The organism is Lysobacter korlensis (assembly GCF_042434515.1).
Genome location: NZ_JBHLTG010000005.1, coordinates 75662 through 99441, shown reverse-complemented (window position 1 = coordinate 99441; position 23780 = coordinate 75662). Strand labels below are relative to the sequence as shown.

The following is a 23780-nucleotide window of genomic DNA, read 5'->3' as shown; positions in this document are numbered from 1 at the left end:
ACCGGGGCCGGCCCTGCCGACGGCTTCCGACAGCTCACCCGGCCTGGTCGGCACCGTACGGCGGAGCTGTGCCGCCGACGTGACGCGGCTGGTCGCCCGTGAAATCCGACGCGTAGATCTCGGCATCGTCCTCCGGGTGGAAGCCGATCCGCTCACCGGCGTCGAGGGACCACCACCGTTGCGTGTTCCGCGACACCCCCCAGACGGTCGAGAAACCGGACCAGGGGCTGACGAGCGCGGCGTGAGTGAGTCGCACGAAGTCGGGAAACGACAGCCAGATCGCGAGCGCGCGGAGGTCGCTCGGTCGCTCCTGGCACTGGCCGATGCGCAGCGCCGTGACCTCGAGACCGTACTCGTCGGCATAGAAGGAGCCGAGAGCTTCGAGCGCCGCCTTGCTGATCCCGTAGAAGCTGTCGGGACGCACCCGCACATCCGCAGGCAGGTCGTCGCTTCCGCGCGCCTGGTACCCGACGGCGTGGTTGCTGCTGGCGAGCACCACACGTTCGACCCGCTCGAGACGCGCCGCCTCGAGCACGGTCCTCGTGCCGTGAATGTTGACCTCGAGCGCTTCGTCCCATCCAGCGTCCGGCGACGCGATGCCGCCGAGGTGCACCACCGCGTCCATTCCGGCACTGGCACGGCGCATGGTGTCGAGGTCGGTGATCGAGCCCACGACGGCGTCGGATGCCGCGCCGGCAGGTTCGCCGAGGTCGAGCGTCCGCACCTGCCATCCGAGAGTCGGAAGTGCCCCGCGCAGCACACGGCCGAGGGATCCGTTGCCGCCCGTGACCAGCACCGATCTCGACGGCGTCGATGAAGCGGTAGGCGCCCCCTCGTCCTCGGCTTCGGCCCCGGAAGCGTTCCTGCGGTTCTCCGGCATCGCCGCCATTCGATCACCCGTCGTCACTCTCGTACTCCGTTCTCAACCGATCGGCGTTTTCGCGGAGCGGATGTCCGGCCGGAACGAAGAAGGTCGTCGCCGGAATCGCCGCGGTACGCCGAAGGGGAGACTCCGAACGTGCCGCGGAAGGTGCGCGCGAAGTGCGCTGCGTCATAGAAGCCGGCGCGCGTCGCGATCGCACCGACCGCGTCCGACGTGGAGCGCAGCGCGACCGCCGCGTTCGCGAGGCGGGCTCTCAGGAGGAACTCGGATGGTGCTATCCCGAAGAGCGCACGCACCGTTCGCCGGAAGGTGCTCTCCGACACCGAGAGCGCACGCGCGGCCTCAGAGACCCGCAACGCCCCTTCCGGACTGTGCTCGACCGACTGCGCCCACCTGCGCACGGCCTCAGCCACTTCCGTTGCGGGTTGGGGCACTTCGTGCATTCGCCGTGTCTCAAGCAGCAGCTCCCGCAGCAGGACGGTCGCGTCATCCCAGCCTCGCTCGTTGAGCGCGAGCAGCCCGAAGAGCCGGTCCACCTTGCCGCGGAACCGGATCGGATCGGGAACATGACGCCAGGAATCGGTGTCGGACGGGATGAGGCCATGTCGTGCCCACACATCAGCGAGGTCACCTTCGAACGTCACGTAACTTTGGTCCCAGCGGTCACCGCTGACGGCGTGGTAGCGGTAGTGCCGGCCAGGGCGGGTGATGAACGCGACCGGCGCCCTCAGGGTGACGCGCGGACCGTTCCCGGCCCGGTAGGACAGCTCCCCGGTGTAGGCGAAGTTCAGCGCATAGAACGGCAACTCGGTGTTGATGACGACTGCGCAGTTCGGGGAGCGGCCCCAGATGCCGAATCGGAGATCTCCCATCAACGTCATGCTCGGAAAATACAAGCATCGGCGTACTGAGGACAATGACGGGGAGGCGGCGGACGCTGGTATTGGACGGTGACGTCGCCCACTTCTCGCCTGTATTTCATCGGCGCAGGCCACATCGCCGCCCATCATCTGCAGGCGGCGCACGAGCTCCTGCCGGACGCCGCGATCCATGCATCCGACCCGAATGCGGATGCGCTGAGGGCCTTTGCGGCACTCGACTCCCGCGTCGTCACACACGACAGCCTCGACGCCATGCTTGCGTCACCCTCGTCGACCGGTGACATCGCCATCATCTGCACCCCGCCCCGGTTCCACGAGCAACTGACGCTGCTGGCGCTCGCCAGCGGTCGGAACGTCCTCTGCGAGAAGCCGTTCGCAATGACGGTTCAGCAGGCGGAGCGCATGCGTACGGCCGCTCAGGCGGCCGGACTGATGCTGCACTCATGCGGGAATCGCTTCATGGACACCCCCGGGATGCGCCATGCGAAACGCGTGTACCAGAGCGGGGAGCCTGTCCAGGAGCGGACGCGTCGGTGCCGACGCACGTGAACGGGTGGCCGGTGGTCGCGCCCGACCTGTCGGCGGTGATCTACGGCAATCGTCGCGCGTTGGCGGCCATGGCGGAGGCGTTGGACAAGCCACAGGAGTCCCGCCGCTGGGCGGGGGCGGCGGAAGACCTCCGGCTCGCCACCTTCGAGGCGTGCTACTCAGCGGAAGACGAGTTCTTCTACGATCGCGACACGTTCGGAGCGCTCCGCAAGATCAAGGAGATGCAGCTGATGCCGATGGTGTCCGAGGGCATGCTCAGCCCCCGCCAGTTCCAGCGCATCTGGGATCGCTACCTCGGGAATCCCGCCCATTACGGCCTTCCATTCCAGTGGCCCTCGATCGCGGCGTCGGATCCCCACTACGCGCCCAAGGGGAATGCGTGGACCGGCGCCACGTTCCTGAACTGGACTGTGCGCGCGGTGCAGTGGATGCCCGGGTATCTCGGAACGGAGTACTTCCATTCGTTCATGAAGGCTGAACATCCCGTTCATCATCTATAAGCACTTCGTCGACGAACTCGGCCTTCTCAACGGTGCCGGCGTGGCGGAACCGCGGGCGACGTGATGCGACGCTGATCGACTCCGGATTGTCGCCTTCGGATGACTGAACCAGCGACGCAGGCCGGATTCGCCGGCGCGCCCACGCTGCCTACCGTTCGGGCATGACTGAACAGCAGCTCTCACGTACCGGCCGGCGGAATCCATTCGGCCTCCCGTTCCTGGCGCTTCTCGGCCTCGCCGCCCTGGGCCTGCCCCGCGTCGTGCTCCACGACCTCGGGATCATCGACGAGTCGCATCCGCTCAGCTGGGTGTTCGCGCTCGGGGCCCTTGCCGCAACGGTCGCGGCCGCGTTGATAGCCAAGGTGCCCAGCCCATTCCTGACCGTCCTGGCGGTCGGTTCGATCTTCGGGGTGATGCTCGTGATCACCCACCAGCTGTTCTGGGACGTCAAGTACGGCGGAAACCCGCCGGTCGTCGCCGGCAGCGAGGTGATCCCGCAGATCGCCGCTGCGGCGAGCGGGCTCTTCACGGGCGTCATCATGGGCGTCGTCGGTGGACTGCTCGCCTGGGGTCTGCAGGCCATCCTGCGCCGGGCGAAGCAGTAGTCGGCGCGCGGAGTTGGAGGACGAACGATGCCACACAACGGCGACGCGGTGATCATCGGCGGCGGAATCGCGGGCTTGGCGACCGCGGCCGGCCTGAGCCGGGCCGGCTGGTCCGTCTCCGTGCTGGAGCGCGCCGAGACCCCTCCCGAAGGCGGCACCGCTCTCGGCATGTGGCCAGAGGCCATGGCCGCGCTCGACTCGCTCGGGATCGGCGACCCGGTCAGAGACCTGGCGGTGGAGTGCAGGGGAGCGCTGATTCTCCGCGCTGACGGCACGGAGATCGCGTCCGTCGGTCAACGCAGAAGCGCTCACTTGATTTCCCGGGCGCAGCTGCTGAGCGTCCTCCGTTCCGCGGTCGAACCCGGCATCGTCCGCTGGGGGGTCCGGCTGGACCCGTCGGATGATCTGCCTGCCGCCGACCTCGTGGTGGGTGCCGACGGGATCAACAGTGCCGTCCGGGCGCGGTTCTGGCCGGAGGCCGGCGTGCGTCCGCTCCGGACCGTCGCATACCGTGGCGTGGTGACCGGCCGGGTGGACACGGTGACCGAGACCTGGGGTCCGGGGGCCCTGTTCGGGATCACACCGGCCGGCCGAGACCTCACGAACTGGTTCGCCTGCATGCGGGTGAGCGCGGACGACCTTGATGGGGCTGACGATTCCGCCCACCTGCTCCGGCGCCGCTTCGGAAGCTGGCACCCCGCAGTGCGGCGGATCGTCGAGAGCGTAATCCCGGAGGAGATCGATCGGCGCACGCTGCACGACGTGCACGTCGGCGGCCCGTACGTGCGCGGCTCGGTCGCGCTGGTGGGCGACGCGGCACACGCCATGGCGCCGAATCTCGGCCGTGGCGCCTGCGAGTCCCTCATCGATGCGGTGGTCCTCGCGCGTGCGGTGACCGATGCCGACACGGTCGACGGTGGCCTGCGAGCGTACGACCGGATCCGCCGCCGCCGCACTCGGCGTGTCGTCGCTGCCGCCCGGATGCTCAACCGAGTGGCGACGGCCGAGCGCGGCCGACGCCTGCGCGACGGCCTCGCCGGGATGCTCTCGACGGACAGCTGACCGGATCTTCGGGGACCGACGCGACAGCCGGCGGCAGCTTCCCGACCGTCGCTATGGGAAGTACCGGCACGTCCGCCGGAAGCGACACGAACAGACGATCCGGGCAGGTCGCGGCGATTCGGGAGCGTTCGTACCGTTGCGGCATGCCTGAGAACCACGACCACCTCGCGCCTGAGGCCGCGAGCCCCGACACCGGCCGAGGCGGCGAACCACGGAGACTGAACTGGCCCGCCACGGTGGGATTCGGGACGCTGGCGCTGCTGTGGCCCATCGTCGCGCTTACCGGCCTCGCGGATGCACTCGGCCCCCTCGCGAGCCTCGTGCTCGTCCTCACGGCGATCGGACTCGCCTGGATCCTTGGCGTCGGCTTCGGCAACGTGCCTCGACCAGTGCTCACGCTCACCCTTGCGGGCGGAATCGCCGGATCGCTGCTCGTGATCTCGTCACAGGCGCTCGGCGAATGGCCGGAGGTCAGCGGGGGGCTGATGATCGCCGGCGCGGCTCTCGAGATCGGCCGGTCGGCTGCGCTCGGGGCGCTCGCGGGCGTCCTCGCCATGCTGCTCCAGCGTGCGCGGCGGGCCTGACATGAGGCGTCGCATCCCCGTTCTGGCGGCCGCCGTGCTCGCGCTCGTCACGTCCACCGGGTGTGGGAGTGACTTCGGCCTGCGCTTCCCCGGTTCCCTCCCGGTGAAGGACCCGGGATCGTTCGACACGCCCCTTCCGATTCCGCCGCTCGCGGAGTCACGGCTCGTCGACGGTGTCCGCGTGTTCTCACTCGACGCCCAGGAAGGCAGCGCGGAGCTCCTCCCCGGCATCCAGACGCCGACCTGGGGGTTCAACGGCGACCATCTCGGTCCGACGCTACGTGCTGCGCGAGGTGAAGCGGTCGCGGTCGAAGTCACGAATCGCCTTCCTGAGACCACCACGGTGCACTGGCACGGAATGCACCTTCCCCCGGCGATGGACGGCGGACCTCACCAGCCGATCCAGGCAGGGGCGTCGTGGCGCCCGGCCTGGACCATCGATCAGCCGGCGGCAACACTCTGGTACCACCCCCACCCGCACGGCGCGACCGAGAAGCACGTCTACCGCGGCCTCGCGGGGATGTTCATCCTCGATGACCCGGCGGCCCCCGCGTTCGGTCTGCCCGACCGCTACGGGGTGGACGACATCCCCGTCATCGTGCAGGACAAGCGTTTCGACGCCGACGGCGGGCTCGTGCAGGACTCGCAGGGCAACGAGATCGGCCTGCTGGGCGACACAATCCTCACCAACGGCGCGTTCGGCGCGGTGCAGGAGGTCACGACCGAGCGGGTGCGGCTTCGGCTGCTGAACGGCTCCACCGCTCGCACCTACGACTTCGCGATCGACGACGGGCGGGAGGTCGCGCTGGTCGCGACGGACGGCGGGCTGCTGGAGGCGCCGCATCGCACGGACCACGTGCGGCTGTCACCAGGCGAACGGGCCGAGATCGTCGTGGACATGGAGCCGGGCAGCGACGCGATGCTCATCTCCCGGCCGCCGGATCTCGGCGACGTGCTCCTGCCCGGCGCGTACGGGGGGCAGGATGAATTCGAGGTGCTCCGCCTCCGGGCCGCACCGGCCCTGCAAGCATCCGCGCAGGTCGCTGACGCGTTCGACAGCTTCGGCATCGACTCGTTCGACGCGACGCGGACGCGGGCCTTCGAGGTGCAGAACCGGGAGATCAACGGGCGACGGATGGCGATGGACCGGATCGATGAGGTCATCGAACTGGGGACCACCGAGATCTGGGAGGTCACCAACCGGGACGGCTTCCCGCACAACTGGCACGTCCACGACGTGCAGTTCGAGGTGCTCAGCATCGATGGTGAACCGCCGCCGCCGGAGCTCGGCGGGCGGAAGGACACGGTCTACCTCGAGCCGCGCCGGCTCTACCGCCTCATCATGCGCTTCGAGGACTACGCCGACGAGCGCCATCCGTACATGATGCACTGCCACCTCCTGCTCCACGAGGACCAGGGCCTCATGGCGCAGTTCCTCGTGACGAGATCCGGACTCGACCCGGAGCCAGGGCAGTTCGACCCGCCCGCTGGGGAGCATGGCTCGCATTGAGCCCGGGCCGGCTCGTACGCTCCGTGTCGACGCGGGCGGTCGCCTCCTGCAGACTGCGCCGACCGGCCGGGCGGGCCTACCATATCGGCATGATCGACGCCGGCGAGCGGGTTACAGCCGGACGCAGCCGGCAGGCGCCGGAGCTGGAGCCGTGGGTCCACGATGCACTGCTGGCCGCCGGTGTGGCGCTGGTCCTGACGCTCGCTGCGGCCGCCGACGTGGACGGGTCCGGCGCTGATGGCGGGACATATCTGTGGGCGGCGGGCCTCGGCGGGCTCATGCTGGTCCGGCGCCGGTACCCGGTGCTCGTCGTCGCACTCTCGGTCGCCGGACTCATCGCGTACTACGCGGTCGGCTATCCGCCGATCGGGGTGGCGGTTCCGGTCGCCGCCGCGGTCTTCTCTGCCGCAGAGTTCGGGCGGCTGACAGCGGCCGTTCTCGGCGCTGTGACGGTGGTCGCCGTCTCCGTGGCGTACCGCCTGGCGGTCGGGCAGGACCCCGCGCTGCTCCTGGCGTACGAGCTTCCTGGCCATCTGCTCCTGTTGGCCGCCGCGGTCGCGCTCGGTGACAGCGTCCGGTCGCGGCGTGAAGCCCGGCGGCAGGCGGCCGAGGTCGCAGCTCTGGTCGCCGAGCGCTACGAACGACGGATCGCGGAGAGGCTCGCTGCCGAGCGTCTCGCCATCGCCCGTGACCTGCACGACTCCGTCGGTCACGCCATGACGATCGTCGCCCTGCACGTGCAGGTCGCTCAGGAAGCGGTGGGACGGGACGACGCCGCCGCGGCGGACGCCCTGCGCGTCATCTCCTCCACGACCGCCACCACCCTGGCCGATGTGCGGCGGACCGTATCCGTGCTGCGGCAGCCGGACCGCGGGCCGCGAGCCGTGCCGGACCTGACGGACCTGGAGAGCGCTGTCCTGCCGGCCAGGCAGGCGGGCATCGAGGTCGAGACCGCCGTGGCGGTCGGCGAGGATGTGCCCTCCTCCATCGCGGCCGCCGCCTATCGCATCGTCCAGGAGTCGATGACCAATGTGGTGCGTCATTCCGGTGCGCAGCACGCGCGCGTCGAGGTGCGCGAAGCCGACGGCGTCCTCCATGTCACCGTGGCGGACGACGGAGGATCCGGGGGGCAACAGCCGCGCGGCGGAGCGGCGGGGCACGGCATCGCGGGCATGCGCGAGCGCGCCGAGGCGCTCGGCGGTGCGCTCACCGCGGCGCGCGGCGCGGACGGGTTCGAGGTCCACGCGAGCCTCCCGCTCGGAGGGGTGTCATGACGACCGTGCTGCTGGTGGATGACCAGGACCTCGTCCGCGCCGGCCTCCGCGCCCTGCTCGCCGCCGACCCGGCGATCACGGTCGTCGACGAGGCAGGCGACGGGCGGCGCGGTGTTCAGCTCGCACGTCGTCACCAGCCAGACGTCGTGCTCATGGACATCCGGATGCCGGGAATGGACGGGCTGGAAGCCACGAGGGCGATCACCGGCGATCCGCACCTGACCGAGACGCGTGTGGTCATCCTGACCACATTCGACGATGAGGCCGACGTGCTGGAGGCGATGCGAGTCGGGGCGGCGGGATACCTCCTCAAGGACACGGCCGGCGCTGATCTGCGCGCTGCTGTGCACGTCGTCGGCGACGGCGGGAATCTGCTCTCCCCGGCGATCACACGTCGCGTCATGGAGATGCTCGCGGCGAGTCCCGTCCCGCCGACGCCGGACCCAAGGCTGGCGGTGCTGAGCGAGCGCGAGCGCGAGGTGCTCGAGCGGATCGGCCACGGGGACACCAACGACGAGATCGCGGCGAAGCTCTTCATCAGTCCCGCGACGGCGCGGACCTACGTGAGCCGTATCCTCACGAAGCTCAGTGCACGAGACAGGACGGAACTGGCGGTTCTCGCCCACCGCTCGGGGCTGGCCTGACATCTCCCTGTCGAGCGTCGACGACCGGGATGCCGGAGAGAATCGACCCGGATCGTCGACCTCGGCCGGCAGTCGCGGGGTCCGCCCCCTCCGTACCATCGGGCTCGGCGCGGGTGCACCGGGACCCGGCGACGAGAGACGGAGCGACGAGTGCAGACCGATTCGAGAGGAGTCGAGGTGCGTGACCTCGGCCATGTGGACCGAGCAGCGGCGGTAGCGGTGATCGCCCGCGGGATGGAGGACAATCCGATCCATCTGGCGGCATATCGAGGCGACGCGGCGTGGCGGCGCCGGGCGCACGGCCGGGTCGTCGGCGCGTTGGTCGCGGCCTCTCCGAGCCTTCACCTGCTCGGCGCTGCCCGGTCCGGCGCGCTCGTCGCCGTCGCCGGGAGCGCGCCGCCGGGAACGTGTCAGCCGACGGGGAAGGCGCGGTTGCGCCTGCTCACGGCCGCCGTCTCCCTCGGTCCGGCCACCGCGTCCCGGCTCGTCCGGTGGAACGCCGGATGGGCCCGCCACGATCCGGAGGAGCCGCACATGCATCTCGGACCGGTCGCGGTCGATGCCGGACTGCGTGGTCACGGGCTGGGGGGCCTGCTTCTGCGGGAGCATGTCCGGCGGCTCGACGCGGTGGGAGCCGTCGGATTCCTCGAGACGGACCGGCCCCGCGCTGTGGGATTCTACGAGCGATTCGGATACGTGGTGGTCGAGCAGGCGGATGTGCTCGGCGTGCCGTGCTGGTTCATGCGCCGGCCGGCCGCGTCCTGACCCGCGGGGCACGGCGGCGTCGCAGGAGCAGACTCGCCGAGTTGTGGTGAACTCATGCTTGCGCCCTGACGGTGCGGGAACGATGGGCCGTTGCAGGAGCCTGCTGGCTATCGTGGTCCGGCGGTCAAGTCCATCCGATCCCCGAGGAGACCCGAGTATGGCCATCATCACCTCAGTCGACGTCGTAGACGTCCGCTTTCCCACGTCCCTCACGGCGGACGGCTCCGACGCCATGAACAAGGACGTCGACTATTCCGCCGCGTACGTCATCCTCCGCACCGACGACCCGGCGCTCAGCGGGTACGGGTTCACGTTCACGATCGGCCGCGGCAACGACATCTGCGCGCTCGCCGCGGACCGGCGCGCCCAGCCGCTTCTCGGCCGCGACACGGACGAGCTGCTGGACGACCTTGGCACCACCTACCGGTTCCTGAAGTCCGACTCGCAGCTGCGCTGGCTGGGACCGGAGAAGGGGGTCGAGCATCTGGCGATGGCCGCGGTCATGAACGCGGTGTGGGACATGGCGGCCCGCCGGGCAGGCAAGCCGCTGTGGCGGTTGCTCGCCGACATGACGCCGACGCAGCTCGTGAAGGTGGCGGACCTGCAGTACCTCAGCGACGCGATCACCCGGGATGAGGCGCTCGCGATGCTCACCGAGCTCGAGCCCACGAGGGCAGCCCGGATCGCAGAGCTGGAGCAGACGGGCTACCCCTGCTACACGACCAGCGCCGGCTGGCTCGGCTACTCCGACGACAAGCTCCGCCGGCTCTGTCAAGAAGCGGTCGACGCCGGATACCGGCACATCAAGCTGAAGGTCGGAGCTGATCTGGAGGAGGACATCCGCCGGCTCCGCATCGCCCGGGAGGTCATCGGCGACGATGCGCACCTCATGATCGACGCGAACCAGGTGTGGGATGTGCCCCAGGCGATCGAGTGGGTCGGCGCCCTGGCCGAGTTCAAGCCGCTCTGGATCGAAGAGCCGACGAGCCCCGACGACATCCTCGGGCACGCCGCGATCCGCCGCGCCGTCGCGCCCATCGGTGTCGCCTCGGGGGAGCACGGCATGAACCGCGTGCTGTTCAAGCAGATGTTCCAGGCCGAGGCGCTCGACTTCTGCCAGCTGGACTCGGCGCGGCTCGCCAGCATCAACGAGATCCTCGCCGTGTACCTGTTGGCGAAGAAGTTCGACGTGCCGGTCTGTCCGCACGCCGGCGGTGTCGGGCTCTGCGAGCTCGTGCAGCACCTGTCGATCTTCGACTATGTCGCCGTTTCAGGGTCGCTGGAGAACCGGGTCACCGAGTTCGTCGACCACCTCCACGAGCATTTCGTGGACCCGTGCATCGTGGAGGACGGCGCCTACCGGCTGCCCGCCCAGCCCGGGTACTCCGCCGAGATGTTCGAGAGCTCCCTGGCCGAGTTCTCGTATCCGGACGGCACCTACTGGGCGCAGCGGATCGCCGAGCGGACGTGACTGCGTCGGTCCTGAGCTTGGCGAAGGGACCGAAGAGTCGGCGGAGCAGATCGCATCCAGATCCCGGGTGCGGTGTGGAACGCGGTACGTTCGCGGGATGGACGACGACGAGGATCTCGACGCTGTGATCGACCGTGCACTGCGACGGGCATCCCTGCCCGCATCGGATGAAGCCCGAGCCGGAGTGCCGCTGCATGCCTCGGAGCCCCCACCACCCGCCGGTCTGCCGTTCGACGACGGGGACTGAGCGCGGCTCGGCCGATTCAGTCCATCGGCCGGCTGACCGCCACGGGACCGTGATCGGGGCAGACGTGCACGAGTGTGACGTCGTGGCCGTCGAACACCCAGAGCTCGATGTCGAGGAAGCGAGTGCACTCGTCGCAGCGCGGGCCGTTGCGCGCGGCGTTCTCGATGTCAACCACTTGTCCTCCGCCCGCGGGCGAGGGTAGTAGGCGCAAGCGCTGGCACCCTAGACACAGACAGGAAATCCGCAGGTTCCGGGTCGGCCCGCGCCCCCCGAATTGGTGCTGTCCCGATGCCCATGTCCTCCATATTGTGGACACCGAAGGAACCCCGAATTCCTTCACACCCGAGACGGCGTGCTTACCCAAACAGCGCCGGAACGGGTGAACCCGTTGCGACTGAGGACTACCCGATGACCAGCCCAGCACTCGAGCACTTCCGCCCCCGCCACCCCGAGACCATCAAGCGCGCGGCGCAGCGCGTCGTCCACGTCGAGGAGATCGCGCTCGGCTTCGCCGCCGTCACGGTCTGGACCTACGCGGTCCTCACCCTCGTCAGCGGCTGACCAGCTCCGTCCGGTTCCTCCCCCCGAAACCGGACGGCCCCGGTCCCGCCGCACACGCCCCCTCGGCGGCGGGACCGAATCAAGTCGACGAGCGGTTCCCCCATCCCTCCTCGGCTGCCGGCGCCGGTGGGCCGAAGCATTCCGCTTCCGCCCACCGGCGCTTCTCTCTGTCCGCGGCGCATCGGGCGTGTCCGCACTTGTGCGGACAGGAATGTCCCCCGAACTGGTGCTGTTGCCGGCATCGCTGTCCTCCATAGTGTGGACATCGGCGAGGGAGACCCGAAGTCCCGAGCCGATACCCCCGAGTAGGCGGGCCCACCCCATTCCTCCATGCATGGGCCCGCCTCAGGGGGTTTCGCTGTTCAGGCGTAGGTGCGGAGCACCTGCCACTCGCCGCGGCGGTCGTCGTGCCGGATGTCGAACACGCATGTCTCGCCGTCGTCGGTGGTCCCCTGGAAGCGCCACGCCGGGGGGCATGCCGGGGGGTGCGTGAGCGCCGGATCCCAGAACAGCTCGGGCACGCCGCTGAGCTGCGTCGGCGTATCGCTCACCCGGAAGCGGCGCTTCCGCCACACGATGCGCTCGGGCTGTCCGGCAGGGGTCGTCCACACCGCGACCGGTTCATTGAGCAGAGTCATTTCGCACACCCTCAGAATCGAACATACTTTCGATACCCGGCACTCTATGACGGGATCCAGCGACACGCCAATGCCGATTTCCGGGGAATCCGCTGGGCAGGCGAGCGGATGAGGCGGTCCCCGGGCGCTGGTATAGTTCCTAGGTCGGCTTTCGAGTCGTCCGCGCCCGTAGCTCAACGGATAGAGCATCTGACTACGGATCAGAAGGTTGGGGGTTCGAATCCCTCCGGGCGCACTCTGCTTGAGACAGAGCAGGAAACGGCGCCACCTTCAGGTGGCGCCGTTTCCTGTTCCCCGCTCTTCGCTCGTCCGTGAAGGATGAAGCTACTCCTTCAGTTCTCCGAGAGCACCCTTCGCCGCATGCCGCATGCCGCCGGTCGCCGCGACGGCGAAGCCGCCCAGCGCCACGGCCGTGCTGAGAATCAGGCCCGGCCGGAATTGATCCAGCAGCTGGTCGGCCGTCGCGGAGTCGACCGGGGTGCCGCCTGCGATCAGCGCGGTGGTGACGGCGAGCACGAGGGCCGCGCCGACCTGGGAACTGGTCTGCACCAGGCCGGCGGCGAGCCCCTGCTCCGCGTTCACGACCCCGCTCGTCGCCTGCACCTGCACCGCCGGGAATCCGATACCGAACCCGACGCCGAGCAGCAGCACGGAAGGAAGGATGTCGACGACGTAACTCGGTGAGGGCCCCGCCCGGAGGAACAGGAGGTATCCGAGGGACAGCGCTGCGAGCGCGACGACGATCAGCTTCTGGGAACCGAATCGGGCGATGAGCCGGTCGGCGAACGGCGCGGTGGCGACGACGAAGAGCCCCGCCGGAAGCAGGGACAGCGCCATGCTGAGCGGCGTCCACCCAAGCACCGACTGCAGGTAGATGGTCAGGATGAACTGGAAGCTGACGTAGGAGCCGAACAGTGCGATCGCGCTGATGTTCGCTCGGGCGACGGAGCCCTGCCGCAGGATGCGGAACCGGATCAGCGGATGTGCGACGCGGCGCTCGATCGCGACGAACGCCGTGAGCAGCAGCACCGCGACGCCCAGGCCGGTGAGTGTCTGTGCCGACGCCCATCCCCACTCCGGAGCAGAGACGACGGTGTAGACCAGGCCCAGCATGCCGGCCGCCAGCGTCAGCGCGCCCCAGAAATCATGACCGCCCTGCTCCCGACGTCCGTCCCGCGGCACGAAGAACAGCCCCAGCACGATCGCGGCCACGGCGAAGGGAACCGAGAAGAGGAAGGTCCAGCGCCACGACACGGAGGTCATCGCTCCGCCCACCACCAGCCCGATCGAGAAGCCACTCGCCGCGAAGGTGGTGAAGATCGCGATGGCGCGGTTGCGGGCCGCCCCCTCGGCGAAGTTCGTGGTGATCAGCGAGAACGCCGCCGGTGCGGTGAACGCGGCGGCCGCGCCCTTGAGGAAGCGCGAGGCGATCAGGATCGCGGGATCGTCGACGAGGCCGCCGACGAGCGATGCGGCCGCGAACACTCCGAGGGCGACCAGGAGGATGCGGCGCCTGCCGAGCAGGTCGGCGAGCCTGCCGCCCAGCAGCAGCAGACTCCCGTACCCGAGCACGTACGCGGAGACCAGCCACTGCAGCGCCCCCGTCTCGAGCCCGAGCTCCAGGCCGATCGAGGGAAGCGCGACGCCGACGATCGACACGTCCAGGCCGTCGAGCGCGATGACGATGCACGCAACGAGCAGAAGCATCCGGCTTCCGGTCGGCCACGGCTCTCTGAGTGTGCGCGGCGCGATCGCCGTCGGCAGGGATTTCGTATCGGTCATTCGCCCACCATATAGATGTCGCGTCATAGAGTGCAACGTCATCAGTTGAAGGTGAATAAAGTGCAGAGGACATATATGAATCTGCATGAGGTAGAATGCCGCTATGGGAACGGCCGTGAACAGGGAAGCGATCAGTGAGTGGCGCTCACTTCAGAATCGATACCTCGCGACCGCGGCAGCACTCGACCGGGTGCTGGAGGAGCGTCACGAACTGGGGCTGAGCGAGTTCGAGATCCTCGATCTCGTCTCCGAGACCGGTGAGAACGAGTGCCGCATGAGGGACCTCGTCGAGCTCGCTCCTCTGACGCAGAGCGCACTGTCTCGAGTGGTGGACCGGCTGCAGAAGGCCGGTCTCGTCGATCGCAAGGAGTGCTTCGACGACCGGAGGGCCATGTTCGTCGGTCTCACGGCGAAAGGCGCCTCTGTGCACGCTCAAGCGCGGGAGTCATACGAGCGCGTCCTGAGATCAGAGCTCTGAGGGATAGACCGGCTGGGGCGCGTTGGGCCATCACCCGAACTCCGTGCTCAACAGCACGGGCGCTGGGAATATCGTCAGCGCAGCACGGGTGAGAACAGCTCCAGGATCTCGTACCGCCCGACACCCTCGGTCACCGCGGGGTCGGCGTCGGTGAGCGTCTGGGCGGCGTCGCGGTCCTGCGCCTGTGCGATGCACAAGCCCCAGGGTCCGGCGGGGTCGGCGACGGGGCTGAAGATCAGCGCGGTGCCGTCATCGAGATGCCGGCGCCAGTAGTCGGCGTGGCGGCCCATGGTCGCCTGCTCGGCTTCGGTCATCGTGAACGCGAAGTCGGGCCGGGCTGCGAAAAGGCGAAGCAGGTACCAGGTCATGCGAGGTGCTCCTTGAATGCGGTGAGGATGGTGAGCCACCCCTGCCTGAACGCTCCGCCGGCGTAGCCGCCGGGAAGGGCGCACGCGGCCGCGACCTGCTCTGGAGTCAGGCGCTCCCAGCCGCGGTGCTCGAGTTCGACCCGGGTGAGGCGGTCCCCGAGTTCGAGGAAGCGCAACTCGACCTCGGTGGGTTCACCCGTGACGTTCCAGGTCATGGAGAACTCGGCCGGCGGGTCCCACGTGAGCAGGGTGCCCCACGCACGCGTTGTGCCGTCGTGCCAATGCTCGAGCACTTCCCCGCCGATGCGGGCGTCGAGCGTGACGGTGGCGATCCGGGCAGCGCCGCCGAAGGAGAACGGGTCGAGCGGCCACCATTCCGCGAGCCGACCGGCGAAGGTGTCGAACGTGCGCGCTCGGGGTGCCGCCACCGTGGTCGACTGCCGCACGGGAGGACGCCCGAACGCAAGAACCTCGGCGGTCACTGGGTCTCCCCCTCGGCCAGTGCCTTGCCGCGGTCGAGGGCGCCGGCCCAGATGGCATCGAGAGCGTCGTGCAGCTGGGGCAGCGACTCGCGGCGCGCCCGATACAGACGTCGGGTGCCTTCTCGTCGCTCGGTCACGAGCCCCGCCTCCTTCAAGATGGTCAAGTGCTGACTGACGGCGGTTCGGGTCACGTCGAATGCTGCCGCGATCTCGCCGGCCGCCACCTCCCGGTCGCCGACGAGGCGCAGGATGCTGCGGCGCCGCGCCTGGGAGAGCGCATGGAAGCGGAGATCGAGCTCGTCCTGCGTCAGAGCGGACGCGTTCATGCCCACAGGCCCACCGCGTTGCCGTCGGGGTCCGCGAACATCGCGAATGTCCCGAATCCTTCGGGCAGGGCTGTGGGCTCCACCAGGCGGGTCCCGCCGAGCTGCTCCGCGCGGTCGAGGGCCGCGGCGAGGTCGTCGACTCTGACGTAGATCTTCACTCCCTTCTCGCCGGGATTCTCGGCAGGGCCGATCCCGCCGCCCAGCGCGTCGTCGCCCGACCCGGTGTCGATCAGCCCATAGGGCCCCCACGCGGGGTCGGAATTGATCGACCATCCGAACAGCTCCGAGTAGAAGCGGCCGAGTGCTTCGTGGTCATCGCTGAGAATCTCGAACATCGCGACTGGCTGTCCCATGTCCATTCCTTCCGTTAGTGATTCCTAACGTTAGCGTGTGCTGACACACTTCGCAACACCGCGTTCACCGTCGCGGTGGGGATGACGGGAGGACTGGCCCGGCAAGGACTCGCTCGGTGAGTGCGGCGGTGTCCCAGGGGTCGGCCAGAGCGGGCCAGTCCAGCCCGAACCGGAGTGGACTGATGTCCTCGAGCCACCAGGTTGCGATGCCGTCGAACCCGGCGATGGTGTCTGCCGATTCCCGGTCGTGCTCGGACCGCCCACTCACGACGACGTCGAAGTCCTCCTCGGTTGCGCGATGGGCGCGCACGTAGTCCACGGCCTGACGGAGCACGTGCGGACCATCAGCCGCGCCACCCATCGGAACGACGCCGTGGTGGCGTGCCGCTCGCCGGAACGGGCGACGGTGCGGCCACGCGCCGCCCACCCAGATCGGAATCGGAACGGCGGGCTTCGGCAAGAACGTCATCGGCTCAAGGCGATAATGCGCGCCGTCGAACTCGAACTGTCTGCCGGACCAGAGGCCGGCGAGAATTTCGAGTCCCTCATCCAGCATCTCGGCTCGCACCATTGGGTCTGTCGGATCGCCGAAGAACCGGAAATCCCACTCAGCCGGTTCGCCCAGCCCGACGCCGAGGATCAACCGTCCGTGCGAGAAGTTCTGCAGCGACACCGCCTGGCGTGCGAGCTCCCACGGTCGCCGGCGGGCGATCGGGGTGACCAGTGTCCCGAGCGTGATCGTCGTGGTGGCCGCGGCTATGGCGGTGAGCGCGATCCACGGGTCGACGTGATCGTTCCGGTCGAGTTCGCAGAAGAGCAGATGATCCCAGAGGAAGACTCCGTCCCATCCCGCGCGCTCCGCGACGACGGCAACCTCCGCGAGAACCTCTGCGTGACCGAACGCCCCGAAATTCGGCAGGTGCACGCCGAACTTCATGGACGCACCGGGGTGAGGAAGAAGCCGGCCAGGTGCGTCGGCGCGGTGTCGGAGACGGGAAGCCCGGCAACGAGCGCCAGCATGTCGCGCTGCAGCTGCTTGGCGGTGACGTCGTCGAGTCGTGCCGGAACCCAGTTGAAGACGATCGCCGGCGAACGATCGTCCTGCAGCGCACCGCCCTCCGTGACGTGCGACGTCAGGTCGAACCGCTGGCTGCCGTCGTCGGCGCGGTGAAGCCGGAGTGCCCAGTCGAACACCCCGGACCGGACCGCCAGCCGTGACAGTGCGGCGAGGAAGGCCTCGCGGCCGCTCGTGTCGAGGGCGTCGAACAGCCGGGTGATGTCGCTCATCGGCAGCTGCGCCAGCGGAGCGCGGATCTCGGCCGCGGCGCGATAGATCGTCACTGCCCGGCCCTTTCGCGGCTCCTGCCGGACGGCGGTGAGCAACCCGCGCGACGCGAGCCGGCGCACGCGATACGCGGTGCGTTCGACCGTCTCACCGAGCAGCGCGGCCGTCTGCGCGGTGCTTCGCTCCTGACCGAGAAACGGCACCAGGTAGCGGCGATCTTCCGGGTCGAGAAGGATCTGCGCGGCGGCGGCGTCCGCAAGCACCTGGATGTCCGCGTTCGTCATGGGGTCGAGGCTAGCCACGCATTCATGGTGGAGGTGAACCTCCTTCACATTCCCGCTGTCGCGGAAAGGAGCTTCCCGGCGACTCTTCCCGCATGACCGCATCAAGCCGCATTCCCGTCCACGCCCGCACGATCGACGTCCGGATGACGTGGCCACAGGCTCTTGCCTGGCATCTGCTTCCGGGTGCAGCCCTGACCACCGTCGCAATCGCAGGCGGCGCCCTGCTTCACGCCGTGGGGCTGCCGGCGGTGTGGGCGCTCCTCGGCGGCGCGATCGCGGTGCAGGTCCCGCTGCTGCTCCTGCTCCGTGCCCGGCTCACCGACCGGGCCTCCTTGCACTCACTGAGCACGACACCACCGCAGGGGCGAAGCAGGCGGCTGACGGTATTCGCGGTGTCGCTTGTGGCCGCCGTGCTCCTGCCCGGCCTCGCAGCGTGGCTCGAGCCGCTGATCCGCGCGCACCTCTTCGGCTGGCTGCCGCAATGGTGGAGCACCGGACTGGGCTCGCTCGCCGGCAGCAACGCAAGCGAGGCCATCGTCACCCTCGTGCTGTGGTTCGTCGGACTCGTTCTCCTCGGCCCGATCGCCGAGGAGCTGTACTTCCGCGGCGAGCTGCTTCCGCGCATCCCGGCACGGCCGTGGGGCAGAGCCGTCGCCAGCGCCGGTCTGTTCGCGATCTACCACCTGTGGCAGCCATACGCAGGACTCACCGTCTTCCTGTTCTCGCTGCCCATCGCGATCGCGCGTGCACGCTTCGGGGCGAGCCCGGCGGCATGCGCGGCCGCCCATTGCCTGGTGAACCTTGGCATGTTCAGCGCCTTGCTCTCCGGGATCCTCGCCCGGTGACCCGTGCCACCGGCTCAGTGGAGCAGCGCAGGCAGGGCGTGCCGCTCGAACAGCGAGCGACCGGAGCTCCATCCGTGCGGCAGGGAGTCGCTGTTGGTATCGCGATTCCACCCGGTGTCGCCGAGGGCGACCAGCACGGCGTCGCGAGCGGGCACGAGCATCAGGCACTGCCCACCCCAGCCGGCGGCCAGCTCATATCCCTCGCCTAGCCACATCCCCGCCGCGTAGGGAAGGGACTCCGGCGGCATCGGCGAAGTGGGGCGGTCCTGACGCCCGCCGGGTGTGCCTTCGCCGAGCCAATGCGTGCCGATTCGGAGAACATCTCGCACGCTCAGGTGCAGGTGGGCGTGACCCCACGGCGCTCCGGTCGGATCGGCCTCCCACCCATACAGGCTGACACCCGCCGGCGCGAGCACGGTCTGTTCGATGAATGCTCGCGCATTCCCCGTGCGATGGTGCAGCTCCCGGATCAGGAGGTGCATGCCGGCGTTCACATATCTGCCGGATCCGCCCGGAGTGCAGGCCAGCGCCGCGACGATCTCGGGCAGGGGATCGTAGGGCAGGCGTTCCACGTCGTCCATGTCCGGATCGGCACGCCACGGCTGGGTCATCCACAGCAGGTCCCGCACGGTGGGGCGGCAGCCGAATGGGCCGGGCACGGTGAGCGTTTCGTCCGCGCTGACGAAGACGCCGGCCCGGATCGCTTCGCCGACGCCTTGGGCGACGACCGCCTTGCTCACCGAGAAGACATCGGTCGGCACGCCGGGCGCCGGTCCCCCCAGCCGCACTTCCTCGCCGATCGCGATGCCGACGCCGAGCAGGTGCGCGAACTCACGGTTCCCGAGCGCTGCGACGCACGCGGCGAATATCGAGTCGACCTCCGGACGTTCCATCCCTGCAACGGTAGCCGTGGCGCACTCACTCGACCTCGACGGTGTACGACCGCATGGCGGCTGAGTCGACAGGACGATGCGTTCTCACAGCCGGCCTCAGACCAGCCGGTCGGTGAGCGTCGGGGCGGCCGGCGCTGGGCGGACGAGCATGGAGTTCGCCATGTCGGCGGGGCGGGCGCCGTAGCCGTCCCGCGCAGCGGCCACGAACGTGGACACGACCGCAGTGGCCGCGAGGGCCAGCAGCAGGAGCAGACCGATCATGATGTGGTTCCCTTCCGTGGAGGTGAGGTGGTGACCACCACTGTCCTCCCGGCTGGACCTGTCGATAAGATCCAATTCCATGATGGAAAGCAGGACCAATACGGTCGGCTGGGGGCTCTTCGTGGAGCTCGACCGGGAGTCCTCCATCCCGGCGCACGTGCAGCTCGAGGTCGCCATCCGCGATGGGATCCGCACCGGCCGTCTGAAGGGTGAGAGCGTCGTACCATCCTCCCGTCGGCTCGCGCAGGACCTCGGCCTGTCGCGTGGGGTCGTCGTGGAGGCCTATCAGCAGCTCACCGCAGAGGGGTACCTGATCAGTCAGGCCGGCGGGTACACCCGGGTCGCCAGCGGCGTGACCCGTGCCGGAGCTTCGCCGGGCAAGGGAGCGGCGCAGCCAGCTTCGACCGAGGAGAAGCATCTCCTCGACTTCCGCTACGGCAGGCCGGACGTCACCCAGTTCCCCCGGGCGGCATGGCTGAGATCCTTGCGGAAGGTGCTCACTGAGAGCCCGCACGACCGCCTGAACTACCTCGACGGCCGCGGAGCTCCGGAGTTGCGCGCTGCACTCGCCGACTACCTGAACCGGGTTCGCGGAACATGGGCGACCCCCGATAACGTCGTCGCCTGCAACGGCTTCGCGCAGGCGGTCGCGCTCATCATGCCGGTGATCGCCAGCAACGGAGTCCGCCGGCTCGCGGTGGAGGATCCCTCCGACGGCGACGCCGTGCGCATCGCCCGGGCGGCCGGTCTGGAGGTTGTCGGCATCCCGGTCACGCCGGACGGGATCGACGTCGCCGCGCTGGCGCGTTCGGAGGCGGACGCCATCCTGGTGACCCCAGCACACCAGTTCCCAACCGGGTGCGTCCTCTCCTCGGAGGCGCGCACGCGGCTGCTGGCGTGGGCCAACGACCGGAACGCCCTCATTCTCGAAGACGATTACGACGCCGAGTATCGCTACGACGAGACGCCGGTGGGTGCGCTGCACGGTCTGGCGCCAGACCGGGTGCTCTACGCCGGCACCGCCAGCAAGACGCTCGCACCAGGGCTGCGGCTCGGATGGATGGTGGTGCCCGACCGGCTCGTGGACGCCATCGCGGCGCTGAAGGTCGAGGTCGACCGGGGTTCCCCCGTGATCGACCAGCTCGCGTTCGCGGAGTTCCTCCGCAACGGCGACTTCGACCGGCACCTCCGCAGGATGCGGCCCATCTACCGGCGCCGTCGTGACGTGCTCATCGACGCCATGAACGAGCAAGTGCCCGAACTCGACCCGGTGGGGATCGCCGCGGGCCTGCATATCTTCGCCTGGCTCCCACCGGACCTTCCGGAGGTCGAGGTGATCGCTGCGGCGCGGAGGCGGGGGCTGATGGTCGCCGGAATCCACGACTACCGGCACGGCACCGAAGACCGCGGTGGTCTTCTCCTCGGCTACGCCAAGCTGCAGGAGGACATGATCCGTCGGGGTGTGGGAATCGTCAGACGCGCGTTGGACGACGTCCTCGGCGGCGGCTGAGGCTGTGCAGGCCGGCAAGCGTTCCTTGGCCCGCTCGACGTCCGCCGGACCCGCCTGCAATCGATTCCGGGCTTAGGATCGCACCGACAACGTCCGTCAGAAAGGCGCCGAGATGCCAGCATCGGGTCCCCATCCGCTGAACTCCGAATCGCTCGCCGGCGGCATCGAGGGGGTCGAGCTTCCGGCGTATGACCGCTCGGCGGCCTCGACCGGAATCGTGCACTTCGGGGTCGGCGGCTTCCATCGGGCGCACCAGGCGATGGTGCTCGACGACCTGATGCGCGCGGGCTTGGCGCTCGACTGGGGGATCTGCGGCGTCGGCGTGCTGCCCGTCGACGCGAGGATGCGGGACGTGATGCGCGAACAGGATTGTCTGTACACGCTCGTCGAGAAGCACCCGGATGGCAGCCGGGAGGCCCGGGTGATCGGCAGCATCCTCGAGTATCTCTACGCCCCGGATGATCCCGAGACGGTTCTCGAGAAGCTGGCGGATCCCGCCACGCGGATCGTGTCGCTCACGATCACCGAAGGCGGCTACAACTTCGACCAGGTGACGGGGGAGTTCGATGCGGCCGACCGTGCGGTTCGTGCGGACCTGGAGGATCTGGCTGTGCCTGGCACCGTCTTCGGCCTCGTCGCGGAGGGCCTGCAGCGGCGGCGGGAACGCGGCATCCCGCCGTTCACGGTGATGTCGTGCGACAACATCCAGGGCAACGGCGACGTCGCCAGAACGATGTTCTGCGCCTTTGCGGATCTGAAAGAGCCTGGCCTCGGCGAGTGGATGCGTGCGAACGTCGCATTCCCGAACTCGATGGTGGACCGGATCACCCCGGTCACCACCGATGACGACCGCACCGAGATCGCAGAGCGGTTCGGGATCGCCGACGGCTGGCCGGTCGTGTGCGAGCCGTTCTTCCAGTGGGTGCTCGAGGACCACTTCCCGCTCGGCCGGCCGCCGTACGAGGAGGCCGGCGTTCAGGTCGTGAGCGACGTCGAACCGTACGAGCTGATGAAGCTGCGGCTGCTCAACGCCAGCCACCAGGGTATGTGCTACTTCGGCTACCTGAGCGGCTACCGGTACGCGCACGAGGCGACCGGGGACCCGGCGATCGCCGGCTTCCTGCGGAGGTACATGGACGAGGAGGCGACGCCAACTCTGAAGCCCCTGCCCGGCGTCGACCTGGAGGAGTACAAGACGACCCTGATCGAGCGATTCGCCAACCCCGAGATCCGGGACACGCTCGCCCGGCTCTGTGCGGAGTCGTCCGACCGCATTCCGAAGTGGCTGGTGCCCGTGGTGCGGGAGAACCTGGCGACCGGCGGTCCAGTGCGGCTCTCCGCCGCGATCGTGGCCAGCTGGGCGCGATATGCGGAGGGTGTCGACGAAACGGGCGAGCCGATCGCGGTGGTCGACCGGCTCGCCGATCAGCTCATCCCCGTCGCGCGCTCCCAGCGCGATGATCCGCTGGCGTTCCTTCGCAACCGCGCCCTCTTCGGGCGGCTCGCGGAGCACCCGGCATTCACCGATGCGTACCGCGCGGCGCTCGAGCGGCTCTGGGTGGTGGGTGCGCACCGAACGGTCCAGGAGCTCGCGACGGGCTGAGTCGCTCCGAGGGGCGGTGCGCGTCAGGCCTTGAAATCGATTTCGCCCGCCGGTAGGGTGGGTCGCGCAGCGGTCCATCGACGACGAGCGGAAACGCCATGACTCTCCCTGTTCAGCCCGCAACCGGTGAGCCCGGAGCCGGCGCGCTGCCCGTCGCGTCGGGCGGCTGGCTTCGGCCGGCCGCGGAGCGTCCCGCCGAGCCGAGGTGGGGCCATCCGGAGGGGATCCAGGTCGGGCTGCACCCGCTGCGCGGACCTCGCGGACTCCTCAGGATCTACACGCCGTATCTCGACCACCCGCGGGACCGCCTGCTCAACTTCGTCGCAGTGGAGCCCATCCGGGCGGGTGAGACCAGGCGCGGCCTCTCCGAGCTCGAGCACAGCGCGCTCGACGACGCGCCCGGCAAACGGTTCTGGAGCTCGGATCACTTCGAGGACGACGCCCCGCGCGACCCCACCGACGCGGCAGCCGGCGTGCTCGAGCAGCTCGACGGTGTCGAGCACCTCACGGTATGGGTGCACTCGGAACGGTTCGAGAACGGCGCGGAGGTCAGTGTGCGGGTCCGCTTCCGGGCGGACCGGCCGCACGAGGTCGCCGTAGCCGGATTCCGCCGGCCGGGTTCGGCGGAACTCGACACCTGCGTGCTGACGGCGACCATGGGGAACTTCGCGCGCCTGCGCCGGCTGCACCTGCGGGACCGCGTCGTCACTCCCACGGAACTCTGGCCGGAGTTCACGGGGCCCCACTTCGCCGAGCACGCGAGATTCGGGGTGGACGACCTCGTCCGAAAGAACGGCAGTGTGGTCGTGTTCGCCACCACCGACGAGGAGGCACCGCACGAGGCCGTCTACTCGGACGACACGAGTGTGCACTGGCACTACGTCGGCAACCGCGCGGTCCAGGGCTGGCGGGTCGAGGAGCCCAGCCCCGACCTCCAGGTGCTCGTGAACGCCCGCTGGGCGTACTGGGCGAGCACATCACCGATTCCGGGCGGGGTCTCGTTCGAGAACTTCGAGGTGCTGGAGCCGTTCCGCGATGGACAGGAGTTCGTCTTCTGGGTGGAACCGCACCTCAGCGACGTCGACCTCGACCTCCTGACCGAGCGCTGACTGCCGAGCGTCGGCGCAGCGAACCGG

Annotated in this window: 30 protein-coding genes and 1 tRNA gene; 18 read left to right on the top strand and 13 right to left on the bottom strand. The window is 69.1% G+C overall.

Features of this window, described 5'->3' with window-relative positions:
• Positions 1–34: 34 nt before the first annotated feature.
• Together ACFFGH_RS19825 and ACFFGH_RS19820 are read right to left on the bottom strand one after the other, a co-directional pair.
• On the bottom strand, positions 35–907 hold the full coding sequence (locus ACFFGH_RS19825) for an NAD-dependent epimerase/dehydratase family protein (RefSeq protein WP_386671522.1): 873 nt from the start codon (positions 905–907) through the stop codon (positions 35–37).
• Entirely contained in the window at positions 904–1755 is an 852-nt protein-coding gene (locus tag ACFFGH_RS19820; RefSeq protein WP_386671520.1) for a helix-turn-helix transcriptional regulator, read from the bottom strand. Before ACFFGH_RS19820 ends, ACFFGH_RS19825 begins: the two co-directional genes overlap by 4 nt.
• A gap of 78 nt (positions 1756–1833) precedes the next feature.
• On the opposite strand from ACFFGH_RS19820, the gene ACFFGH_RS19815 reads away from it, so the two are divergent.
• From ACFFGH_RS19815 to ACFFGH_RS19765, 11 genes are all read left to right on the top strand, one after another.
• Entirely contained in the window at positions 1834–2313 is a 480-nt protein-coding gene (locus tag ACFFGH_RS19815; RefSeq protein WP_386671518.1) for a Gfo/Idh/MocA family protein, read from the top strand.
• Positions 2298–2813 (top strand): MGH1-like glycoside hydrolase domain-containing protein, encoded by a 516-nt coding sequence (locus ACFFGH_RS19810; protein WP_386671517.1) that lies wholly within the window; start codon positions 2298–2300, stop codon positions 2811–2813. The genes ACFFGH_RS19815 and ACFFGH_RS19810 overlap by 16 nt, the downstream gene beginning before the upstream one ends.
• 161 nt (positions 2814–2974) lie before the next feature.
• Complete coding sequence (locus ACFFGH_RS19805) at positions 2975–3418, top strand: hypothetical protein (protein WP_386671515.1); 444 nt, start codon at positions 2975–2977, stop codon at positions 3416–3418.
• A gap of 27 nt (positions 3419–3445) precedes the next feature.
• Positions 3446–4480: an FAD-dependent oxidoreductase gene (locus ACFFGH_RS19800; protein ID WP_386671513.1), complete on the top strand. Its 1035-nt coding sequence runs from the start codon at positions 3446–3448 to the stop codon at positions 4478–4480.
• A gap of 143 nt (positions 4481–4623) precedes the next feature.
• On the top strand, positions 4624–5064 hold the full coding sequence (locus ACFFGH_RS19795; RefSeq protein WP_386671511.1) for a hypothetical protein: 441 nt from the start codon (positions 4624–4626) through the stop codon (positions 5062–5064).
• 1 nt (position 5065) lies between these two features.
• Positions 5066–6574, top strand: coding sequence for a multicopper oxidase family protein (locus tag ACFFGH_RS19790; protein ID WP_386671509.1), 1509 nt, complete (start codon positions 5066–5068; stop codon positions 6572–6574).
• Positions 6575–6663: 89 nt separating this feature from the next.
• On the top strand, positions 6664–7848 hold the full coding sequence (locus ACFFGH_RS19785; RefSeq protein WP_386671507.1) for a sensor histidine kinase: 1185 nt from the start codon (positions 6664–6666) through the stop codon (positions 7846–7848).
• Entirely contained in the window at positions 7845–8492 is a 648-nt protein-coding gene (locus tag ACFFGH_RS19780; protein ID WP_386671505.1) for a response regulator, read from the top strand. The genes ACFFGH_RS19785 and ACFFGH_RS19780 overlap by 4 nt, the downstream gene beginning before the upstream one ends.
• A gap of 150 nt (positions 8493–8642) precedes the next feature.
• Complete coding sequence (locus ACFFGH_RS19775) at positions 8643–9257, top strand: GNAT family N-acetyltransferase (protein ID WP_386671503.1); 615 nt, start codon at positions 8643–8645, stop codon at positions 9255–9257.
• A 157-nt stretch (positions 9258–9414) separates the two neighbouring features.
• Positions 9415–10728: an L-fuconate dehydratase gene (locus ACFFGH_RS19770; RefSeq protein ID WP_386671501.1), complete on the top strand. Its 1314-nt coding sequence runs from the start codon at positions 9415–9417 to the stop codon at positions 10726–10728.
• Between the two features lie 97 nt (positions 10729–10825).
• Positions 10826–10975 carry a hypothetical protein gene (locus ACFFGH_RS19765; protein ID WP_386671499.1) on the top strand — a complete coding sequence of 50 codons (150 nt, stop codon included), beginning with the start codon at positions 10826–10828 and terminating at the stop codon, positions 10973–10975.
• A 16-nt stretch (positions 10976–10991) separates the two neighbouring features.
• On the opposite strand, the gene ACFFGH_RS19760 is transcribed toward ACFFGH_RS19765, so the two are convergent.
• Positions 10992–11150, bottom strand: a complete 159-nt coding sequence (locus ACFFGH_RS19760) for a hypothetical protein (protein ID WP_386671497.1) — start codon at positions 11148–11150, stop codon at positions 10992–10994.
• 233 nt (positions 11151–11383) lie between these two features.
• Between ACFFGH_RS19760 and ACFFGH_RS19755 the strand changes: the two genes are divergently transcribed.
• Positions 11384–11536, top strand: a complete 153-nt coding sequence (locus ACFFGH_RS19755; protein WP_386671496.1) for a hypothetical protein — start codon at positions 11384–11386, stop codon at positions 11534–11536.
• A 362-nt stretch (positions 11537–11898) separates the two neighbouring features.
• Here ACFFGH_RS19755 and ACFFGH_RS19750 read toward each other — a convergent pair whose 3' ends face one another.
• On the bottom strand, positions 11899–12174 hold the full coding sequence (locus ACFFGH_RS19750) for a hypothetical protein (protein WP_386671494.1): 276 nt from the start codon (positions 12172–12174) through the stop codon (positions 11899–11901).
• Between the two features lie 162 nt (positions 12175–12336).
• Here ACFFGH_RS19750 and ACFFGH_RS19745 point away from each other — a divergent pair.
• A tRNA-Arg gene (locus ACFFGH_RS19745) sits at positions 12337–12409 on the top strand.
• A gap of 89 nt (positions 12410–12498) precedes the next feature.
• On the opposite strand, the gene ACFFGH_RS19740 is transcribed toward ACFFGH_RS19745, so the two are convergent.
• On the bottom strand, positions 12499–13956 hold the full coding sequence (locus ACFFGH_RS19740) for an MFS transporter (RefSeq protein ID WP_386671492.1): 1458 nt from the start codon (positions 13954–13956) through the stop codon (positions 12499–12501).
• Positions 13957–14059: 103 nt separating this feature from the next.
• Between ACFFGH_RS19740 and ACFFGH_RS19735 the strand changes: the two genes are divergently transcribed.
• Positions 14060–14434, top strand: coding sequence for a MarR family winged helix-turn-helix transcriptional regulator (locus ACFFGH_RS19735; protein WP_386671490.1), 375 nt, complete (start codon positions 14060–14062; stop codon positions 14432–14434).
• A 74-nt stretch (positions 14435–14508) separates the two neighbouring features.
• Here the strand turns inward: ACFFGH_RS19735 and ACFFGH_RS19730 are convergent, their stop codons facing one another.
• From ACFFGH_RS19730 to ACFFGH_RS19705, 6 genes are all read right to left on the bottom strand, one after another.
• A complete protein-coding gene (locus ACFFGH_RS19730) occupies positions 14509–14802 on the bottom strand; it encodes a YciI family protein (protein ID WP_386671488.1) in 294 nt (97 codons plus the stop codon).
• Positions 14799–15284, bottom strand: a complete 486-nt coding sequence (locus tag ACFFGH_RS19725) for an SRPBCC domain-containing protein (RefSeq protein WP_386671486.1) — start codon at positions 15282–15284, stop codon at positions 14799–14801. The genes ACFFGH_RS19730 and ACFFGH_RS19725 overlap by 4 nt, the downstream gene beginning before the upstream one ends.
• Positions 15281–15610 carry an ArsR/SmtB family transcription factor gene (locus tag ACFFGH_RS19720; protein WP_386671484.1) on the bottom strand — a complete coding sequence of 110 codons (330 nt, stop codon included), beginning with the start codon at positions 15608–15610 and terminating at the stop codon, positions 15281–15283. Before ACFFGH_RS19720 ends, ACFFGH_RS19725 begins: the two co-directional genes overlap by 4 nt.
• Entirely contained in the window at positions 15607–15963 is a 357-nt protein-coding gene (locus tag ACFFGH_RS19715; protein ID WP_386671482.1) for a VOC family protein, read from the bottom strand. Before ACFFGH_RS19715 ends, ACFFGH_RS19720 begins: the two co-directional genes overlap by 4 nt.
• Before the next feature lie 64 nt (positions 15964–16027).
• Positions 16028–16900 (bottom strand): LLM class flavin-dependent oxidoreductase, encoded by an 873-nt coding sequence (locus ACFFGH_RS19710; RefSeq protein WP_386671480.1) that lies wholly within the window; start codon positions 16898–16900, stop codon positions 16028–16030.
• A complete protein-coding gene (locus ACFFGH_RS19705) occupies positions 16897–17532 on the bottom strand; it encodes a hypothetical protein (RefSeq protein ID WP_386671478.1) in 636 nt (211 codons plus the stop codon). The genes ACFFGH_RS19710 and ACFFGH_RS19705 overlap by 4 nt, the downstream gene beginning before the upstream one ends.
• Before the next feature lie 92 nt (positions 17533–17624).
• On the opposite strand from ACFFGH_RS19705, the gene ACFFGH_RS19700 reads away from it, so the two are divergent.
• Positions 17625–18377: a CPBP family intramembrane glutamic endopeptidase gene (locus ACFFGH_RS19700; RefSeq protein WP_386671476.1), complete on the top strand. Its 753-nt coding sequence runs from the start codon at positions 17625–17627 to the stop codon at positions 18375–18377.
• A 14-nt stretch (positions 18378–18391) separates the two neighbouring features.
• On the opposite strand, the gene ACFFGH_RS19695 is transcribed toward ACFFGH_RS19700, so the two are convergent.
• Both ACFFGH_RS19695 and ACFFGH_RS19690 read right to left on the bottom strand, forming a co-directional pair.
• The gene (locus ACFFGH_RS19695) at positions 18392–19270 is read right to left on the bottom strand and encodes a serine hydrolase domain-containing protein (RefSeq protein ID WP_386671474.1); all 879 of its coding nucleotides are present in this window, start codon (positions 19268–19270) and stop codon (positions 18392–18394) included.
• A 96-nt stretch (positions 19271–19366) separates the two neighbouring features.
• The gene (locus ACFFGH_RS19690) at positions 19367–19531 is read right to left on the bottom strand and encodes a hypothetical protein (protein ID WP_386671472.1); all 165 of its coding nucleotides are present in this window, start codon (positions 19529–19531) and stop codon (positions 19367–19369) included.
• Between the two features lie 82 nt (positions 19532–19613).
• Between ACFFGH_RS19690 and pdxR the strand changes: the two genes are divergently transcribed.
• The 3 genes from pdxR (at position 19614) to ACFFGH_RS19675 (ending at position 23753) form a co-directional block, all read left to right on the top strand.
• Complete coding sequence (gene pdxR, locus ACFFGH_RS19685) at positions 19614–21041, top strand: MocR-like pyridoxine biosynthesis transcription factor PdxR (RefSeq protein ID WP_386671470.1); 1428 nt, start codon at positions 19614–19616, stop codon at positions 21039–21041.
• Between the two features lie 112 nt (positions 21042–21153).
• Entirely contained in the window at positions 21154–22644 is a 1491-nt protein-coding gene (locus ACFFGH_RS19680; protein WP_386671469.1) for a mannitol dehydrogenase family protein, read from the top strand.
• Positions 22645–22742: 98 nt separating this feature from the next.
• Positions 22743–23753, top strand: a complete 1011-nt coding sequence (locus ACFFGH_RS19675) for a hypothetical protein (RefSeq protein WP_386671467.1) — start codon at positions 22743–22745, stop codon at positions 23751–23753.
• The last annotated feature ends 27 nt before the right edge of the window (positions 23754–23780 follow it).

Coding starts and splice junctions, on each gene's coding strand:
- ACFFGH_RS19795 (WP_386671511.1), top strand. CDS start 4,624: ATGCCTGAGAACCACGACCACCTCGCGCCTGAGGCCGCGAGCCCCGAC.
- ACFFGH_RS19695 (WP_386671474.1), bottom strand. CDS start 19,270: ATGGAACGTCCGGAGGTCGACTCGATATTCGCCGCGTGCGTCGCAGCG.
- ACFFGH_RS19800 (WP_386671513.1), top strand. CDS start 3,446: ATGCCACACAACGGCGACGCGGTGATCATCGGCGGCGGAATCGCGGGC.
- ACFFGH_RS19735 (WP_386671490.1), top strand. CDS start 14,060: ATGGGAACGGCCGTGAACAGGGAAGCGATCAGTGAGTGGCGCTCACTT.
- ACFFGH_RS19720 (WP_386671484.1), bottom strand. CDS start 15,610: ATGAACGCGTCCGCTCTGACGCAGGACGAGCTCGATCTCCGCTTCCAT.
- ACFFGH_RS19805 (WP_386671515.1), top strand. CDS start 2,975: ATGACTGAACAGCAGCTCTCACGTACCGGCCGGCGGAATCCATTCGGC.
- ACFFGH_RS19710 (WP_386671480.1), bottom strand. CDS start 16,900: ATGAAGTTCGGCGTGCACCTGCCGAATTTCGGGGCGTTCGGTCACGCA.
- ACFFGH_RS19790 (WP_386671509.1), top strand. CDS start 5,066: ATGAGGCGTCGCATCCCCGTTCTGGCGGCCGCCGTGCTCGCGCTCGTC.
- ACFFGH_RS19785 (WP_386671507.1), top strand. CDS start 6,664: ATGATCGACGCCGGCGAGCGGGTTACAGCCGGACGCAGCCGGCAGGCG.
- ACFFGH_RS19715 (WP_386671482.1), bottom strand. CDS start 15,963: ATGGGACAGCCAGTCGCGATGTTCGAGATTCTCAGCGATGACCACGAA.
- ACFFGH_RS19675 (WP_386671467.1), top strand. CDS start 22,743: ATGACTCTCCCTGTTCAGCCCGCAACCGGTGAGCCCGGAGCCGGCGCG.
- ACFFGH_RS19770 (WP_386671501.1), top strand. CDS start 9,415: ATGGCCATCATCACCTCAGTCGACGTCGTAGACGTCCGCTTTCCCACG.
- ACFFGH_RS19740 (WP_386671492.1), bottom strand. CDS start 13,956: ATGACCGATACGAAATCCCTGCCGACGGCGATCGCGCCGCGCACACTC.
- ACFFGH_RS19820 (WP_386671520.1), bottom strand. CDS start 1,755: ATGGGAGATCTCCGATTCGGCATCTGGGGCCGCTCCCCGAACTGCGCA.
- ACFFGH_RS19765 (WP_386671499.1), top strand. CDS start 10,826: ATGGACGACGACGAGGATCTCGACGCTGTGATCGACCGTGCACTGCGA.
- ACFFGH_RS19705 (WP_386671478.1), bottom strand. CDS start 17,532: ATGACGAACGCGGACATCCAGGTGCTTGCGGACGCCGCCGCCGCGCAG.
- ACFFGH_RS19750 (WP_386671494.1), bottom strand. CDS start 12,174: ATGACTCTGCTCAATGAACCGGTCGCGGTGTGGACGACCCCTGCCGGA.
- ACFFGH_RS19700 (WP_386671476.1), top strand. CDS start 17,625: ATGACCGCATCAAGCCGCATTCCCGTCCACGCCCGCACGATCGACGTC.
- ACFFGH_RS19755 (WP_386671496.1), top strand. CDS start 11,384: ATGACCAGCCCAGCACTCGAGCACTTCCGCCCCCGCCACCCCGAGACC.
- ACFFGH_RS19690 (WP_386671472.1), bottom strand. CDS start 19,531: ATGATCGGTCTGCTCCTGCTGCTGGCCCTCGCGGCCACTGCGGTCGTG.
- pdxR (WP_386671470.1), top strand. CDS start 19,614: ATGGAAAGCAGGACCAATACGGTCGGCTGGGGGCTCTTCGTGGAGCTC.
- ACFFGH_RS19730 (WP_386671488.1), bottom strand. CDS start 14,802: ATGACCTGGTACCTGCTTCGCCTTTTCGCAGCCCGGCCCGACTTCGCG.
- ACFFGH_RS19780 (WP_386671505.1), top strand. CDS start 7,845: ATGACGACCGTGCTGCTGGTGGATGACCAGGACCTCGTCCGCGCCGGC.
- ACFFGH_RS19680 (WP_386671469.1), top strand. CDS start 21,154: ATGCCAGCATCGGGTCCCCATCCGCTGAACTCCGAATCGCTCGCCGGC.